The organism is Herbaspirillum camelliae, from assembly GCF_001929405.1.
GTDB classification, from domain to species: Bacteria; Pseudomonadota; Gammaproteobacteria; order Burkholderiales; family Burkholderiaceae_D; genus Herbaspirillum; species Herbaspirillum seropedicae.
This window is the reverse complement of sequence record NZ_KV880769.1, coordinates 2,286,351-2,303,026: the sequence shown is the minus strand read 5'-3', so window position 1 is coordinate 2,303,026 and position 16,676 is coordinate 2,286,351. Positions and strand designations below refer to the sequence as shown.

Here is a 16,676-nt window from a genome sequence, read left to right as displayed (position 1 = left end):
ATCACCACCGGTCCGTCCGGACATGGTGTGTTCCTGTTTTCCCTACCGATGTTTCCTCGACCAGGAGCCCCCATGACTTCCCCCGCCGTCATCCGCCTTGCCATCGTCGTCCTGTCGCTGCTGTCCCTGCCCGCCTGCACGACGGCGCCGGTGGCCAGCCTGATGCCGCTCGAAGATGGAAGCTATCGCAGTGTCGCGTATTCGGAAAATGAACAGCAGGCGCTGGGCAGTTCGCTGCAGCTGGCGCAATCCACCTGTCGCGAACGCAACCTGAGTCACGCCGTCGTCAGCGCCGATACGCATTTCCGCGGCTTGCCGGTGCGCCGCGCCGAACCGCAGGAGACGGCGGCGGGCCTGGCGGCCTATGTGGCCTCGCCGCGTTTTCCATCACTCACCGCCAGCGACGACTATGAGGCGAAGGTCCACTTCAAGTGTCTCTAGCCGAGACCCACTGCGACTTCATCCACGGGAACACGCCAAGGTCGGCACTTCGAATAACAGGACATCCCCGGTCACCGGCTTTGAGATTGACGAGATAGCAACGACCTGCGCACGCGCGTCCACGCCATCCTCGCGCGCCAGCGATGAGCGCACTCGCCTGGCGTCATTCGCACATCGCTTCGGACGACAGCAATCCAATACCGCGAGCCATCGTTTCGACGATGGCGACATCGCACGCCGCCCCGTCAAAAGAGCGAGTTCATGCACCGACGGCAGTGCCGCGTATCTTTGATCACACGCGTTCCAGCACTTCCAACGCAGTTCAACTTCCGGACATGATGCGAGCGCTTGCAGAAAGAGTAGGCATGCGCAGCATGCCGATCCGGCGGCTTCTCAAACGCCCGTCGCGCATTGCCCGCACCGGGTGTCGGAATGCGGAAATGTTTTACTGAAAATCAAACGCGAACGTGGAATTTACCAGATAGAACTTGGGGTTTTGGTCTAATATAGCTGTTCCCAAAATGCGGAGGGAACCTGCAGTCAAACCCTTCCTTCAAGCCCGGCGCGTCCTGTCAGGCGCAGTGGCAAGTGGCCATAGTAACGACCGATTGTCAGCCAATGAACATCGCCTGTTATATCCGCAATTCCAATGTCTTCGACCAGGTCAGAACTGCGCTGGCCCGGGTCGGTTATCTGCCGACGCAGTTCGACGCGGAAACCTCTTTGCTGCGCACTTTGAAGCGCAAGACCTTCGATTTCGTCATCATCGACCTCTCCAGCGCCGAAAGCGAAGACAGCATCTTTTCATGGCTGAGCCTGCGCAGCGGCGATCCCATTCCTACCCTGATCCTGTCGTCGGCCTCCGGTGGAGACGTGGTCGCCCGTGTGCTGGACAATGGGGCCGACGACTTCCTGCAACGCCCCTTCGACGCGGTCGAACTGGTGGCGCGCATCAACGCGGTGATGCGCCGCTGCGCGCCGAAGAACAATCGCCGTGTGATCGAGTATGCCGGCTTCCAGCTGCAGCGCGATACCGCCAAATTCAGCTACCAGGGCATGGGCATTTCGCTCACGCCGCGCGAGTTCAGCATGGCCTGGTTATTCTTTTCCTCCCCCGGCGTCTACATTTCGCGGGAAACGCTGGGCTCGGTGATCTGGAGCACCGACAGCGAGATCGCCGGCCGCACCATCGAACAGCACGTCTACAAGCTGCGCAAGAAACTGCAGATCGACAATCGCAATGTCGTGGTCATCCGCACCGCCTACAGCCAGGGCTACCGGCTCGATCCGGTCGACCACGAAGGCGCGTCGCCGGCGACCGATGCCAATCGAACCTGACTGCAGAGCTGGCTTCAAGACACCCGTGCAGCACTTGCCAACGCACCCCGGTAAAAAAGGTGGCGAATCCAACCAGGCATTCGCCACCAGGCCAGGATGAGCCAGCATCCGGCGAGGGAATCCTCCCGCGCCGGGAGATCAACGATCCGTCACGCGAATATCGATAGCCCGGCCGTGTTCGCCACCAGTTCCAGCGCCTTCATTGCGCGCACCGAATTGCCTCGGGGGTCCAGTCGCGGCGACCAGGCGCAGATGCTGCCGCGCCCCGGGATCACCGCCAGCACGCCGCCACCCACACCGCTCTTGGTGGGCAGGCCAATGGCGAAGGCGGTCATGCCCGAATACTCATAGGTGCCGGTCGTGAGCATGAGCGCACAGACACGCTGCGCCTCGCGCGCCGACAGCAGTTGCCGGCCGCTGGCGATATCGCGCCCGCCATTGGCCAGGAACAGTCCTGCACGCGCCAGCTCCACGCACGAGGCTTCGATGGCGCAGCTGGCGCAATAGGCGCGCACCACCTCGCCGACCTCGTTGGCGAAATTGCCATGGCTTTGCATCAGATAGGCCGCCGCATGGTGTCGTGACGAACTACGGAGTTCGCTGTTGAAGACCTCCGAATCATAATTCAGGTCCGCGCTGCCGCTGAGCTCGCGCATCAGCGACACCATGGCGGACTCCAGATGCGTGTGCCGGCTCAGCAAGGCGTCGGCCACTGCCAATGCACCCGGATTGAGAAAGGGATTGCGTGGTACGCCACGCTCCAGCTCCAGCTCGATCAAGGAATTGAAGGGATTGGTGCTGGGGTGTTGCCCCACGCGTTTCCACAGGTCTTCGCCGTAGCTGCCATAGGCCATCGTCAACAGAAAGACCTTGCTGATGCTCTGGATGGAAAACCGGGTCTCTCCGTCGCCGACGCAATGGACGCCACCGTCGAGGGTGGCCACGGCCATGCCGAACTGGTCCGGTGCCACACACGCCAACGCCGGGATGTAATCCGCCACTTTGCCTTCATGCCGGCAGGCCGCCGAGAGCTGCGCGGCGCGTTCCAGAATCTGCCGCCATGGCAAGGCGGCAAAATCGGCTGCACGTGCGGCCTCCCCTTCGCGGGCTGGCTCCCCCATGACTGCAGACTGCAGCAGCATGGGATCGATCACGGGTGATTTCACGCAGCCACGCCCAGATACTGCCTCACCAAGCTGATCCAGTAGGCGACGCCGGCATCGATGATGTCATCATTGAAGTCGTAGAACGGGCTATGCAATTCACGCGAGGTGGCCTGCGACCTGGCCTGCTTGCCGTCAGCAATCACGCCATTGCCGAGGAAGGCGTAGCACCCCGGCTTGTGCTGCAGATAGAAAGCGAAATCTTCGGAGGCAAAGGCGGGCTCGGTGTCGCCATCGACCTGCTCGGCCCCGACCGCCGCCATCATGGCCTGCATCGCCTGCTGGGTGGCCTCGGGATGATTGACCACGGCCGGATAGAGGCGCTCGAAATGGAACTGCACGCGCAGATCGAACATCTGCCCGATCGCTTCGGCGATGGCGGCCATGCGGTGTTCGATCAGGTCCAGCGTCTCGGCGTCGAAGCTGCGTACCGTGCCCGACAAGGTGGCCTGCTCGGGAATGACGTTGTCCGCCGTGCCGGTGTGCAGTTGCGTCACCGAGATCACCGCCCGATGATTGGGATTGATATTGCGCGTGATGATGCTCTGCCAGGCCAAGGTCAATTGCGCCGCCGCCAGCACCGGATCGATGCTGCGATGCGGCTGGGCGCCATGCGCGCCGCGTCCGAACAGGGTGGCGCTGAAGGTATTGCTGGAGGCCATCAACGGCCCCGGGCGCAGGCCGAAGCTGCCGGCCGGCAGCCCCGGCCAGTTGTGCACGCCAAAGATGGCGTCCGCGGGAAAGCGCTCGAACAGACCATCCTCGATCATCAGGCGTGCGCCGGCGCCGCCTTCTTCGGCAGGCTGGAACACGAAATGCACGGTGCCGTCGAATTCCACCTCGCGGCTCAGCCGTCGGGCCGCACCGAGCAGCATGGTGGTGTGGCCGTCGTGGCCGCACGCATGCATCTTCCCGGCGCAGGTGGAGATGTGCGAGAAGTCATTCTGCTCGCTCATCGGCAACGCATCCATGTCCGCCCGCAGTGCAATGGCGCGCGTCGATTTTCCTTTGCGCAGCGTGGCCACCACGCCATAGCCACCGATGTTCTCTGCGACCTCGAGACCATAGCTGCGCAGCATGTCGGCAACGAAGCCGGCGGTGCGTTTTTCCTCGAAACGCAATTCGGGATGGGCATGCAGATGCCGTCGGATGGAGACCAGATCCATTTCCTTGGGCAATTCCTTGATCCCATCATTGACTATATCCATGTGTGTCTCTCCTAAGCTTGCTTGATTGATGGCGGCACAGGGCGACGGACCTCAGGCGGGCACGGGCTTTCGCTGCATCCGGACCAATGCGCCGATCAGCGCCAGGCTCAGCAGCGCGGCAGCGGTCAGGTACAGGCCGATGATGAGCTTGTCGCCGCTGACCTGGATCAAGGTGGTGACGATCATGGGGGTGAGTCCACCGAAGATCATCACGCCCAGTGCATAGGAAGTACCGATGCCGGTAGCGCGATAGCGGGTCGGGAAGATGTCGGACATGACCAGCGGCGCGCAGGCGGCATACAGGCCCAGCGTCACCGAGATGGCAATCTGCACCAGCAGCAGCGTGGGCAAGGTCGGCGTCGCGACCAGCATCTTGAACAAGGGATAGGCCAGCACACCTGCCAGAGCAGCGCCTAAGGCCATGGGCTTATAGGGACCGATGCGGTCGGCCAGCATGCCCACCAGCGGGCAGATCGCCAGCAAGGTCAGGCCGGAGGAAATCTGGCCGAGGTAGGTCGAGGCCACCGGCATATGCAATTCACGCACGGCATAGGTGGTGAAGTAGTTCGACACCTGGGTCGCCACCGTCCAGAAGATCATGATGGCAATGCCGATCAGGATACGGCCGAAGTTGGCCTTCACGCCCACCAGGAAAGAATTGACCGATTCCTTTTTCTTGCTGCGTTCGAACTCCGGTGTTTCCGGCAGCACGCGACGGATGTACCAACCCACGGGGCCGATCACCAGGCCCACGAAGAAGGCCAGGCGCCAGTAATCCTGCAGCATGCGTTCCTGGCCATACACCACCGCGATCACATAGCCGACGATGCCGCCCAGCAGCACGCCGCCACCCTGGGCCATCTGCTGGAACGAGCAGAACAGCGCGCGATTGCGGCTGGAGGCATTCTCCACCAGCATGGCCACATTGCTGCCGATCTCGCCGCCGGCCGAGAAACCTTGCAGCAGACGTCCAAACACCAGGATCACGGTGGCAGCGATGCCGATGGAATCGTAGGACGGGCACAGCGCCGGAATGACCGTGCCAACCGCCATCAATATGAGCGTGAAGCTCAGCGCCTTCTTGCGTCCGACCTTGTCCGCATACTGCCCCAGCACCAGCGCGCCGATGGGACGCACGACGAAGCCGGCGGCAAAGGTCATGAACGTAAACATCAACGCCGCATACTCATCGCCACTGGGAAAAAAAGTCTTGGAAATCGCCACGGCAAAGATGCCGAAGATGATGAAGTCGTAGATCTCGAGCACATTGCCCAAGGTTGCAGCGATGACTGCGCGACGTTGTGTCTTTGGGTCCGTGCCTTGGACTGGGTGATTCATGATGTCTCGTCTCCACTTGTTATTGATTAGTCTGCGAAGTATAGGACTTGCGATCTATACTTAAAAATTCCTTTTCAGTATAATTTTTATACTTCACAGGTATATCTCATTCGCCATGGAATTCCGCCATCTTCGCTATTTCCTGGGTGTGGTCGAGCACGGCAGCGTGGCCGAAGCTGCGCGACGCTTGCACATCGCGCAGCCGGCGCTAAGCCGGCAGATCAAGTATCTGGAAGAAGAACTGGGCGCTGCGCTGTTCGATCGCAGCGTACGCGGTGCGACGCTCACTGCCGCTGGGCACCAGTTGGTGACCGACGCCCGTCGCATGCTGGCCGACCTGCAGGAGACGCGGCAGCGTGTGGCCCGCGTGGCCGAGGGCCTGGAAGGCAATCTGCGCATGGGCATCACGCCCAACTTCGGCTGGCACCCTAAGATCCTTGGCTCGCTGCGCCACTTTCACCAGGCTGAACCGCAGATCGCTGTGTCATTGGAGCCAGGCCTCTCGGCTCGGCAGCTGGAACGGATCAGGAGCGGTGATCTGGATGCCGGTTTCCTGGCTTGGCGATATCCACCCAATGACCAGTTCCTGGCGCACGAATTCGGCGAGATCCAGGTGTTCGAATGCCGGCTCAAGCTGGCCCTGCCGAGGGACAGCCAGCTGGCCCGGCAGGTGCCCAGGCACTTGTCGGCGCTGCACGATGAGCCGGCGATCTGGTTCCCGGCCGAGGTCGCGCCGGGCTACGACCAGTTCCTCAACTACCAGTGCCAGATGGTCAACCTGGTGCCGCGCAAGGCCCAACTGGCCAGCGATGTATTGAGCATTCTCGGTCTGGTCGCCGCCGGTGTGGGCTATGCCATCGTCTCCGACGTGAGCGCCTATACCTGCCCGGAAGGCGTGGTGCTGGTCGATCATCCGGAACTCACGCTGCGCCATCCGGTGTCTTTCGTCTATCGCGCCGACAATGGCAATCCGACGCTGGGCCGCTACATGGCGCATCTGGAACGAGTGCGGTCAGCCGATGAGAGCAATCAGGGTGGGGACTAACAAAATCGACCGAGACGTGATCGACTGAGGCAGGGAGGGTCGCGCATGCGCCGACCATGCCATTGCATGTAGGTAGGGACGAGTGTAATCACCAACGCTCGCGCTGCAAATGACCGATTTGCGATAGGAAATATACCCAAAAAGTATATAGAAAAAATAACATCGCGAAGGCGCTACCGCGCCATGAGCAACGGCTGAGCTTGGCACGTCACCCTCTGCCAAATGCATTGACATAAAAAATCCACAGGCCCTATAGTGCGCAAGGCGCCCTCAGAACAGTCGGCCGATCCCTCCCGGATTTCCGGCACATCATCGTGCCGGCGCAGCAAGTCCGCTCCGCCCTCGCCGCGGTCCACGCCAAGGCACGGGCAGTCGTCCTCCCCCACTGACGGATATCATGATGAACGCACGCGTCCCCCCCTCTTGCGTCGAAACGGAAACGAAGAAGCATGGTTTGGCCAGCGTCGGCTGGATCTGGATCAATCGTCCCTATGACGGCAACACCATCGACCGCCTCACGGCCCGCGATATCATCCGCGCCGTCGGCGTCTTTTCCAAGGACCCGGAGGTGCGCGCCATCGTGCTGGCGGCCCGCGGCGACAGTTTTTCCCACGGCATCGAAGTGCAATGGCTGAGGGCGCAGGCCGAAGCCCCCATCAATGGTGCATTGGACGATACGCGCAAGCTGGCGCAACTGTTGCAGGTCCTGGCTGAATGTGAGAAGCCCACCGTGGCCCGTGTACAGGGCAAGGCCGCCGGCATCGGTGCGGGCCTTGCAGCGGCCTGCGACATCTGTATCGCGGCCGATCACGCGCACTTCACCATGGGGGATGACCGGCTCGGCATGGCGCCGGCGGTCATCACACCGCATCTGGTGCGTGCCATCGGAGCCCGGCAATGCCAACGCTATTTCCAGACCAATGAATTGCTCACCGCAGCGCGCGCCTGTGAGCTGGGGCTGGCGCATGAAGCGGTGCCGATCGAACTGCTGGACGAGAAGATCGGCGCCTTGCTGGCCTCGCTCTTGTTGGGCGACGTGCATGTCCAGCACAGCGCCAACAAATTGATTCGCGCCATCGCCGCCGCTCCGCCGACGGTCGACATGAGCGTGGACGCCGTGCGTATCGGCGTACGCATGCGCGCCTGTCCGTCGGTGCGGGCGCGATTGGGCCTGCATGCCGAGCGCAGCTCGCCTGGGCCACGACGCATCGTCGTGGATGGACAGGATTGGGACGTCGACTGAGGATAGGCCAGCGGGCAAGGGGAAAGGGGCGCCTGCCTCGACGGCATGACGCTGATAAAGACTCAGGTCTCTGCGCTGACGTTCACCATCGATCTGTTCTTGAAAAAGGCCGCGCTGCCGCCGCGTTTGACGGTCGTGCCGGAGGCCGCTTCCTCGCTCGGCAGGAAGTAGCCCGAGCGCCATTGCTTGGCCTGCGCCGCCAGTCTGGCCAGCATGTTCAGCGTATCCAGCGCAGTCTCCGCATCGAAAGGAACACGGTCCATCAAGACCACGTGATTGGAGGTCGTATCGATGGAAAAGCACGGTTCCCTGTTGGCGAAACATTCCAGGTTGAGGTCCAGCAGCCGGTAGCACACCGTCTGTCGATCCGGCCCATTGGGCAAGGGACCGAAATCACAATAGACATGCATGCAGCGGCCGGTCTTGCCGCTCGCGTCCACCAGGGTGAACTTGACTTCGTCCACCTCGATGTCCGCGCGTTCATACAGCGATTGGGGATGGGGGATGCGAGCCAGCTCGCAGATCTTGTCGATGAACCGATAGAATTCTTTTAGTGCCATTGCGTCCTCGTTGAGGGCTGAAGTGTTGACAGACAACGCGGCCGGCTCATGGCCGACCGCGTTTCGATTCTCCTGTCGGACAGGTCACGCTGTGCTTGCAATGAACCCGTCCGGATCACCGAGCCGTTACTTGTCGTCCGTGGGACTGGGAGGACCAGAGGGCTGCTTGGGCCGGTCTTCCTGTTCTTCGAGGGACAGCGCCTCTAGCGGCGGCGGTGCGCTTGATTCCGAGATTTCCTGGATCGCGCCATGCATCATCTCGGCGTTGTCCAGCAGCGCTTCGCTTTCCTTGTGCATCTGTTCTGCCAATTCCGGATTCTGTCTTTCGATTTCCTTCTTGATCGTATCGAGTGTTCCGACCGACTCAAGGAAGTGATCTCTGGCCTTGCCAGCGGGGATCGATTCCCGCGCCAGCACGGTCAGCCGCCTGACGATGGTCTTTCCCAGCTCCTTGCTGAAGCCGGCGCCCATGCCGGTGCGCTGCAATCCGGCGTCGGCGTCATCGCGGGTGCGTTCAGCGCGATGCGGTTCACGGTCCTTCAGCAGACTGGCCAGATAGGTCGTGTTCGCCTCGGCGCTACGACCACCTGCCAGGGGACCATACTTCTCCCGCTTCATCTTGGGATGCAAGACGATGCTCAAGAGCTGGTACGAGGAATAGATCAGCACGCCCGTCACCAGCAGATTGATACCGGCCAAGGCGGACTGCAATGCGATGGTGGACTTGTCGCTGGGCGACTCCTTGGTCATCCCGTAAGCCGCTCCGGCCAGGCAGAGCTGGGCCAGCTTGGACAGGATAAGCGGACCATTCTCGCCGCAGATTCCCAGCTGGAATGCGGCCCAATAGGACATCCCGTAGGTCGTCATCACTTCCTGAGGCAATTCCATGCGGGCCTTTCCTTGCTTCATCCCGATCAGGAATTCCGGGCTGAAGGGGCCGGCGAAGAAGTTCTTCAGGCCTTCCAGGATGCCCGAGGAAGGCGGCGTTATCTGCAGGCCTTGATAGACTTCCCCTTGGTTGAGTTTCGACACTTTCGAAAACTCGCTGGCGGCGACATGCCGGATATCCTGCGCCGTGTCATTGCGCTCGCTGATCTTCTTTTCCAGCTTTTCCTGGTCCTTTGCCGGCAGCGCATTCTTGGTTGTCTGGATGCGGGCTCTCACTGCCAGGGCCGCATCCATGTCGCCCTCGAAGACGCCCGGTTCACCACCGGCCTCTTCAAATTCGTTGAGCTTGACCACCATCTGCCATTCGTTCGGCTTGATCTTGAGGGTGTCGGCGATGTCCGTATCGAGCTTGCCCACGCGGGCGGTGAAGATCTGTTGCAGCGCGCCTTCGGCCACCTTGAAGGGATCGCGGATCTCCTTGCCGAATCGTTGCAGCGTTTCTTCCCGGGTCTCTCCCGGCCTGGGCGCCGAGGCCCGCATACGCAGGTAGAACATTCTCAACTGCTTGTTCTTCTCGTCATAAGGCGAGACCGCCATATGGGAGGCGAACTGCGCCCCGGCGATACCGAGCTGGATACTGGCGCCGGCGGTGGAGCCCAATACCGCGGCCAGGGGGCCCAGCGCCACATTGCCGTAATACTTCGCGCCGTTGTTCAGCCCCTGGATCCCGAATCCCTGTATATACACGCGGTTGAGATCCGCGCGCATGAGGTATTCATGGTTGGCCGCTTCCAGATCCTTGACGGCGTCCTGCAGCCCTTGCAGCGCCGTCTCCTTGGCGTGGACATCGTCACCGCCCTTGACGGCATTCCAGCCTTGCAGGGCTTCATTGGCCTTGCCCTGCTTTGCCTGCAACTGCTTGTCGACCTCGTCTATCATCTTGGTGCCGAGCAGATCCTGGATATCTGCAGCGTGATCAAACAGCCGGTCCGACCACGTTACCGAGGTCAATGTGGTGCCAGCATACGTCAGCGGATGAATCAGGCTGGCAATGAGCAAGGTGGTCAATGCACTGGCCCCGGTCACCCCCAGGCGGCCCTCCGGGGTCGAGGCGTGGATGAACGAGGGAATGGCGGTAGCAGCGCTCAGCAGCGCCGGGGCGATGACACGCGAGGCGTAGGCAGGGGAACCTGCCCGCGCAAAACCCTTTTCCAGCTCCGGGCGCTTCAGTTGATGGGCGTCCAGATAATCGACCAGCGCCTTGTCCCAGGCCGTATCCACGGCTTTCCAGGCCTGCTCCACGCTCTTCTTCATTTCGGCCACCACGCCTTTTCGCTCAGCGTGCGGGAGCGTGGCCACGGTGTCGGAAATCAGCTTGGCCACATTGTCCGGCAGGTTCTCTACATTCAACGCCGCGTCGGCGTGCTGCTGGATGTCTTCCAGCATGGCGAGCTGCCGGGTCATCAGGGCCGCCTTCGATTCCAGCTCGAGCGCCTCCAGCCGCTTGGTCTGGAATGCCTCATATTTGGTTTCGTCAACCGGCCGCGACTCGCGCACGGTCCTGATCGCCTCCTCATAGGAAGTCAGGATTTCCCCCACATTTTCCGGCGGCGGCGGGAAGAAATGATTGACGATCTTTTTCGGGATATTGGCGGGATGCACCCGTGCCGGAACAGCAGCGGGCGCCATGGCCGCGACGTACTGCGTGGGGAGCGGGCCTGAGGCCGCAGCTTTGGCTTGCTTGCCCAATGCCTTGGAGGAGAGATTGCTCGGCGCAGCCTTGACGCCCTCGCGTGCGGCGGAAGACGGATTGGTCTCCATCTCAATGACATCGGGGCTGATTGATACCTGTTTTGTTCGATCTGTCGAACCGCTTGCCTGGACCATTTCCATGCCTTTCTTTGGGGATCCAATCGACCGTCTTGACCGTGTATGCGCAGCCGCTTTGCCATGGCGCTCTATGCCAGGGAGGTAAGCGAGATGAAATGCCGCGACCGTGGTGCGCGCCGATTGGAGTGAGGTGACTTGCAGCCGGCCACTGCCGGCTGCAAGATTGATCAGTTCTGTTGGATGAGCAGGAGCTTACTTAAGCCGCGACCTGCTCGGCTTGTGCTGCCTGCTTTTGCTGCTTTTCCTGCTTGTCCTTGGCTTGTGCTGCGGCGTACATATCGACCGCGCCAGCATAGACGTCCAGCTTGGAGAAGTCGGTAGAGTCCTGGGTGGCCTTGCCAAGCGCCTTGCCGGTCTCCTTGATCTCTGCGCGCAACTGGGGATTGATGCGCATACCGACGAGGGGCAGGTTGATCGTGGTCGGCTTGCCATCGATCTCGGTCTCGAAGACGAATTTATCCCATGACGGCTGGAAGTGCTTCGTGTGTTCGTCGCTCCAGCCCGGAGTGTGGTCTTTGGCCTCTTTGGCGACCACGCCAAATGTTTCGGCGCCGCATTTCTTGTTGTACAGATCCGCGATGGAGGACAGGCAGGCAAAGTGCAGCGGCGTGCCATTGCGCTTGTAGTTGACCTCGTAGAGGACATCCATGATGTCGGTAAACCGGGTGTCGTTAGGCATCTTGCCGCCACCCTTGCAGATGCTGATGGCGGTGCCCTCATGGGTGACGCCGCCGACGGTCTGGAAGTTGTCTTTCTCCAGCGCGAACAGATCAGAACCCGGATATCCGGTCTTGGGGCGGATCAGCACTGCCACGCCGTTGATTCCCATGGCTTCCTTGGAGGCCGCCAGGAGGCTACGGAAGTTCTGGATGCCTTCGTCGTCGTCCTTGAACTTGAGTGCGGCCACACCGCCGATATTGACCAACTCGCCGTAACGGCTGTAGTCGCCCGACGCTTTGCAGGCCTCCAGGTTGGTGCGCAGCTCACGGCCTGCCGCTGCCAGGGTTTCCAGCTCATCACGGCTACCGCTGCCGGGGCCCGCCGAGGCGATGGAGGTGCGCGATGGGGGCCGCTCGATCGACTCCTGGCTGGCACGGCGCGGAACGCTATCGTAGAGTGCCGCGACGTTGCCGCGACTGGGCGGAATGAAAGCCGGAAGGTCTGCGTGCGGCTGCGGTTGCTCGGTAACCGTTGCGCGCTGTTGGCCCGCCGGTTGCGCGCGGTCCTGCAGTTCGTTGACTTCGGGCGGAGGAGTGGAGCTGCAGCAGGGAGAAGGGATATGCATGATTTTCTTCAATATGAATGTGATGAAAAAGGCTTTCGTTGCGCAGGACGTCGGCGACGTCGTCATCAAAAGCCGATGTGTGCTTGCACCCGCCGTGCTCGGCCAGTGCGGTCGCGTATCAAGCCCGCGGCGGCGTACTGCAATCGCATCGCGTCAACAACAGACGACCTCGATCACGGCATTGCGCCTTGGGTAAGGAGAGAGCGAATTGCCGGCCTCGCGAGAATCGCGTCCTGCCTTGCCGGGGATCGGCCCTATCGATGACTATGGGTGGGAGGTGCGGTGAGGACAGTTCCATGCGCGCATGCACGTCATCACGGCAGCGCAGCGGTCACTACCGCGGCTGCTTTTCAGTACAGGGGAGTGAGGCGGGTGCACCCCGGTTCGCAATCGATCTGCGACCGGGGTGGATGGAGGATATTGAGGGTATTGATCGGATTGACTGCGGCGCGACAGGCGCCGCAGAAGACCTCAGGCGGTCAACGGTGCGAGCGATGGAAATGGTGCGGATGGTGCGGACAGTGCAGACTGTGGCGGCATCTCGCTCTCAGCCTGGTATTCCCAGGGCCAGCGCAGATAGTCGTCGGGCGCGGCCGGCAGGCTATAGTCGGGCACATACATCTCGGGCGCGTCGCAGCGAAATACGCTGAAGGTCCCGGTGACGTTGCCCAGCGCCGCGCAATAGGCGCGCGCCCGCTCGAAGGTCCAGCCGCTGCCGCAGACATCGTCAACCAGCAGGATGCGACGGCCACGGGGCGCACGCGCCGTCCCGTCCAGGAAATGCGGCTCGGCGTTGCGCCGGCTGCAGACCAGGTAATCGATCGGCATGCCGGTGTGACGCGCGATAAGCGCCGCCACCGGGCTGCCGGCGCGCAGGATGGCCACCAGCAGGTCGTAACGCGCAGCGATCTCATGCAGATGGGGCCGCACCATGTCTTCTATCTCCTGCCAGCCTACGATGCGGGTGCGTCTGAAATCCATCCACGCGGGGGGTTGCGATTGCGTCAGATCCAGCATGCCAGTCTCCTCTCTCAACGCTCGTCACGCTCGTCGCCGGGACGACGCTGCCAGGGCAGTGGCTCGTTCAGATCAGCCTGGGCTGGAAAGGCGTCGTTCTGGAAATTGCGTACCTCCTGCTGCTGCAGCGTTTCCATCAACTTGCCCGACCAGGCCGAGCGCCGCGTCGCGTAGGCATGGGAAGACTTGGCCTGCGCCGTATTGCCACGCTGCCACGCGTCCTCGTAGCCGCCCTCCTTTTCCTGGGCGGGGAAGCCGGCCAGCTTGGCCTGGGCGATCGCCACGTCAGCTCCCGCCCGCCGTACCTCACGCTTGTTACGCAGGTTGCTCACACTGAGCACGAAACGTCCAAGCCGGCCCGGCTTGCGCTGTGTGGTCTGTTCCTGCTCCACTTCTTTCTCGTCCAGGGAGCTTATGCTGGAGGCGTCATCTGCAGCCGCGGCGGCCTCGGTCTTGGTCGGTGTAGCGGCGTAGAACTGGTTCACCTTGCGATCCCAGAAACGGGTCTGCGGTGGCTTCACACCCTCGTGCGAGGCCCGCACCACGTACTCCGGCAAGTCCTCTCCACCCGGAGCAGCGCGCGCATCCTTGCGCCTGCCGGCCGCGGCGATCTGCTGCTCCACCGTTTGCTGGTAGGCCCCATTGAGCGCCACGTTGCCGCGCAAGGAGGCCTGCAGCATCTCGCGCTTCTCGCCCGCGCGGGCAGCCCTGACGTCCATGCGTGCGCGGCTGCCCTGGTCGAGGATGCGGCTGCCAGCCAGTTGTCCGGCCACGCCCCCCTTGATCGACAGCGCCGCCCCCTGGATGCCGACCAAGGCGTGCTGCATGGCGCTGCGCGTGCGATTGGAAATGCCGCTCGATCCGCGGTCATATCCCGCGCTGACCTGGTTGGCGACCATGGCCGCCAGGCGCGGCGGTCCCTCCGAATGGATCTTGATGCGATGGCCGTCGCCGGTGGCGCTGAGGTAACGGCTGCTCACGCGCTCATGCTGGACCGCGCGCAGTCCCTCCAGGGGCTGGTAATCGAGCGACGCAAGACGTGCCTGCAGCATCTCCTGGGCCTCCTTCGTCTCGACCTCGAGGGCCTGATGCACCGCGGCCTTGCCGATGATGCGTTTGTCCGCATGGCGTATTTCCTTGTGCTCGCGGCGCTCGACCGAGGCCTGCAGGCGCTGCCTCTTGTCGCCGCCCTCGCCTTTGGCGCGCAGGTCATCGATCTTGTTGCGCGCGCTGGCCAGGCGGTTGCGGTTCCACGACTGCCGGATCGACAGATCGAAGTCGCGCACGGCATTGGTGAAGCCGGCCATGCGCGGCATGTCCATGCGCGCGAACTTGTTGGTGATCTTGTTGTTGAGGCTGGGCTGGTACGTCGCCCGCAGGGCGGTCGCCGTCTTGGTGGTATCGTCGACGTGATGGAAATAGCCCGCCGTGATATTCGCTTTATCGTTGATTGGACCCATGACGGCTCCTCGGTGGATGGAAGGTAGGGGGAATGACGGCCAAGCGCCCTTGCTCAGTCGCCCAGGAAGTGGTCGGTGCGCCAGTCGCGCGCCTGTTCGGCCAGGTTCAGGAAGATGTTCATCAATTCCGGCGCGCGCACTTCATTGAGGCGGCACTGGTAGCCGAAGACCACGCGCTGGTCCGGGCCCAGCATGAATGCGGGCGAGTTGGCGGCATAGATCAGCATGTTGGTTTCCAGCAGCGCCTGGTACGCCTGCAGCAGTCGCGCTGGCGGCGGTTCTCCAAAGTCGCAGTAGACGATCAGGTGATCGGGGGACAGCTCTTCATCGTATTGCACGAAGAAATCGACGCCATCGACTGCGATGGCATTGCCCTGCACCATCAGCTCTGGTTGATCGACATGGGCGAGCTCGCAGAAATCATTGGTCAGTTCGATAAAGCGGCTTCTGGACATGGGGTTCCCCTTGTTGTGGAATAACCCATGGGTGCCGCTGACCGGCATCGCGGTTCCTGCCAGTGAACATCATTGAGCTTCAGCGAAGGCAAAAAAAAAACGACCTCTTGCGAGGTCGTCGTTGCCCGAACGTCTGTGCAGGCCTGTGTCCGATGAAAACCGGATCAGCGTTTGGCGCTGTTGAGCATCTCGTGCAATTCCAGCCGGTTGTAGGCCACCCGCAAGGCATCGCGCGCCGAGACGCTCTTCTTGTGCACCAGTTGCAGCAGCACTTCATTGAGGCTGCGCGACATGTTGTCTTCCTTGCGCTTCATGAAATCGCCGATCAGGTGCAGCTTGGCCGGGTCATTGATGAAGGCGGCGATCTGCTGGTTGTTATTGAAGACCATCTCGCTGGCCATCACATGATGTTCGCCATCCTCGGAAGGCAACAGGCTCTGGAAGATCACGCCCACCAGGCTTTCGGCCAGCGTGGCGGCGCGCTGGGCGCGCTGCTCCTGGGGGAAGAAGCCCAGCAATTTGGTGATGGCGCGCACGGCGCTGCTGGTGTGCAGCGTGGCCAGCACCAGGTGGCCTGACTCGCCGGCATGCAAGACCGTGTCGGCCGTGTCGAAATCACGGATCTCGCCCACCATCAGCACATCCGGCTTTTGCCTGAGCGCCTCGCGCAGGCCCGAAGAAAAGCTCTCGGTATCGGTCGGCACTTCCTTTTGCGAAATCATCGACTGCTTGCGCTGCAATTCGTATTCGATGGGCTCTTCGATGGTGATGATGTGGCCGCGGCGGGAGGCGTTGATATAGTCGAGCATCGACGCGATCGTCGTGGTCTTGCCCGCGCCTGTCGGACCCGTGACGAGGATGATGCCCTTGGTGGCTTCCAGTACCGTCTTGACATAGCTGGGCAGGCCCGTGCGTTCCAGCGCTAGCGGTTCCAGCGGAAAGCGGCGGATCGACACCGCCACCTTGCTGCCGCGCGCCATGCGATAGATATTGCAGCGTAGCCGCCATTCGCCCAACACATAGGGACAATCGAGCGCGCCGTCGATGATCTTGTCTTCCCAGTCTTCGTCGATGGCCGACAGCAGGGGCGCGAGCTGCTCGATCACTACCGGCATGTCGTGCACCGGCTGCCACCCGCGCGGCGTCTTCAGCATGAGCGGCTGATCCTGCTCGATATGGATATCGGAAAACGTCTGGGAAGAATTGACAAGCGCCAGCAGTTCTCTTTGCAGGTCCCGGGCGAGGAAAAGATCATTTGACATTCAGCCACCTGATTTGTTAGCACTTTTTGTCTTGATTGACGGCGTTTGGCGAGACGCCAGCGAATGAGTCTACTATACCTGCT

Annotated in this window: 15 protein-coding genes; 5 read left to right on the top strand and 10 right to left on the bottom strand. The window is 61.8% G+C overall.

The window, feature by feature from the left end:
• Window positions 1–72: 72 nt before the first annotated feature.
• Together BGK68_RS10300 and BGK68_RS10295 are read left to right on the top strand one after the other, a co-directional pair.
• Window positions 73–441: a hypothetical protein gene (locus tag BGK68_RS10300; protein WP_075257022.1), complete on the top strand. Its 369-nt coding sequence runs from the start codon at window positions 73–75 to the stop codon at window positions 439–441.
• A gap of 618 nt (window positions 442–1,059) precedes the next feature.
• Window positions 1,060–1,779, top strand: a complete 720-nt coding sequence (locus BGK68_RS10295) for a response regulator transcription factor (protein ID WP_075257021.1) — start codon at window positions 1,060–1,062, stop codon at window positions 1,777–1,779.
• Between the two features lie 149 nt (window positions 1,780–1,928).
• Here the strand turns inward: BGK68_RS10295 and BGK68_RS10290 are convergent, their stop codons facing one another.
• From BGK68_RS10290 to BGK68_RS10280, 3 genes are all read right to left on the bottom strand, one after another.
• The gene (locus BGK68_RS10290; protein WP_075259772.1) at window positions 1,929–2,846 is read right to left on the bottom strand and encodes a glutaminase; all 918 of its coding nucleotides are present in this window, start codon (window positions 2,844–2,846) and stop codon (window positions 1,929–1,931) included.
• Between the two features lie 95 nt (window positions 2,847–2,941).
• Window positions 2,942–4,150 carry a M20 aminoacylase family protein gene (locus tag BGK68_RS10285; protein ID WP_075257020.1) on the bottom strand — a complete coding sequence of 403 codons (1,209 nt, stop codon included), beginning with the start codon at window positions 4,148–4,150 and terminating at the stop codon, window positions 2,942–2,944.
• 51 nt (window positions 4,151–4,201) lie between these two features.
• Entirely contained in the window at window positions 4,202–5,488 is a 1,287-nt protein-coding gene (locus tag BGK68_RS10280) for an MFS transporter (protein WP_075257019.1), read from the bottom strand.
• A gap of 115 nt (window positions 5,489–5,603) precedes the next feature.
• Between BGK68_RS10280 and BGK68_RS10275 the strand changes: the two genes are divergently transcribed.
• Both BGK68_RS10275 and BGK68_RS10270 read left to right on the top strand, forming a co-directional pair.
• The gene (locus BGK68_RS10275) at window positions 5,604–6,533 is read left to right on the top strand and encodes a LysR family transcriptional regulator (RefSeq protein ID WP_075257018.1); all 930 of its coding nucleotides are present in this window, start codon (window positions 5,604–5,606) and stop codon (window positions 6,531–6,533) included.
• A 400-nt stretch (window positions 6,534–6,933) separates the two neighbouring features.
• Complete coding sequence (locus BGK68_RS10270; RefSeq protein WP_158035436.1) at window positions 6,934–7,776, top strand: enoyl-CoA hydratase-related protein; 843 nt, start codon at window positions 6,934–6,936, stop codon at window positions 7,774–7,776.
• 62 nt (window positions 7,777–7,838) lie between these two features.
• Here the strand turns inward: BGK68_RS10270 and BGK68_RS10265 are convergent, their stop codons facing one another.
• The 3 genes from BGK68_RS10265 to BGK68_RS10255 form a co-directional block, all read right to left on the bottom strand.
• Window positions 7,839–8,336, bottom strand: a complete 498-nt coding sequence (locus BGK68_RS10265) for a CesT family type III secretion system chaperone (RefSeq protein ID WP_075257016.1) — start codon at window positions 8,334–8,336, stop codon at window positions 7,839–7,841.
• Window positions 8,337–8,462: 126 nt separating this feature from the next.
• On the bottom strand, window positions 8,463–11,045 hold the full coding sequence (locus BGK68_RS10260) for a hypothetical protein (protein ID WP_075257015.1): 2,583 nt from the start codon (window positions 11,043–11,045) through the stop codon (window positions 8,463–8,465).
• Between the two features lie 265 nt (window positions 11,046–11,310).
• Window positions 11,311–12,399, bottom strand: coding sequence for a hypothetical protein (locus tag BGK68_RS10255; protein WP_075257014.1), 1,089 nt, complete (start codon window positions 12,397–12,399; stop codon window positions 11,311–11,313).
• Between BGK68_RS10255 and BGK68_RS10250 the strand changes: the two genes are divergently transcribed.
• Window positions 12,398–12,595 (top strand): hypothetical protein, encoded by a 198-nt coding sequence (locus BGK68_RS10250; RefSeq protein WP_048348496.1) that lies wholly within the window; start codon window positions 12,398–12,400, stop codon window positions 12,593–12,595. The genes BGK68_RS10255 and BGK68_RS10250 overlap by 2 nt on opposite strands.
• A 275-nt stretch (window positions 12,596–12,870) precedes the next feature.
• Here the strand turns inward: BGK68_RS10250 and BGK68_RS10245 are convergent, their stop codons facing one another.
• The 4 genes from BGK68_RS10245 to BGK68_RS10230 form a co-directional block, all read right to left on the bottom strand.
• Window positions 12,871–13,416, bottom strand: coding sequence for a phosphoribosyltransferase (locus tag BGK68_RS10245; RefSeq protein ID WP_075257013.1), 546 nt, complete (start codon window positions 13,414–13,416; stop codon window positions 12,871–12,873).
• 14 nt (window positions 13,417–13,430) lie between these two features.
• Window positions 13,431–14,876 (bottom strand): hypothetical protein, encoded by a 1,446-nt coding sequence (locus tag BGK68_RS10240; RefSeq protein WP_075257012.1) that lies wholly within the window; start codon window positions 14,874–14,876, stop codon window positions 13,431–13,433.
• 53 nt (window positions 14,877–14,929) lie between these two features.
• Complete coding sequence (locus BGK68_RS10235; RefSeq protein WP_075259771.1) at window positions 14,930–15,331, bottom strand: CesT family type III secretion system chaperone; 402 nt, start codon at window positions 15,329–15,331, stop codon at window positions 14,930–14,932.
• Between the two features lie 164 nt (window positions 15,332–15,495).
• Entirely contained in the window at window positions 15,496–16,593 is a 1,098-nt protein-coding gene (locus tag BGK68_RS10230; RefSeq protein ID WP_075257011.1) for a type IV pilus twitching motility protein PilT, read from the bottom strand.
• Between the last annotated feature and the right edge of the window lie 83 nt (window positions 16,594–16,676).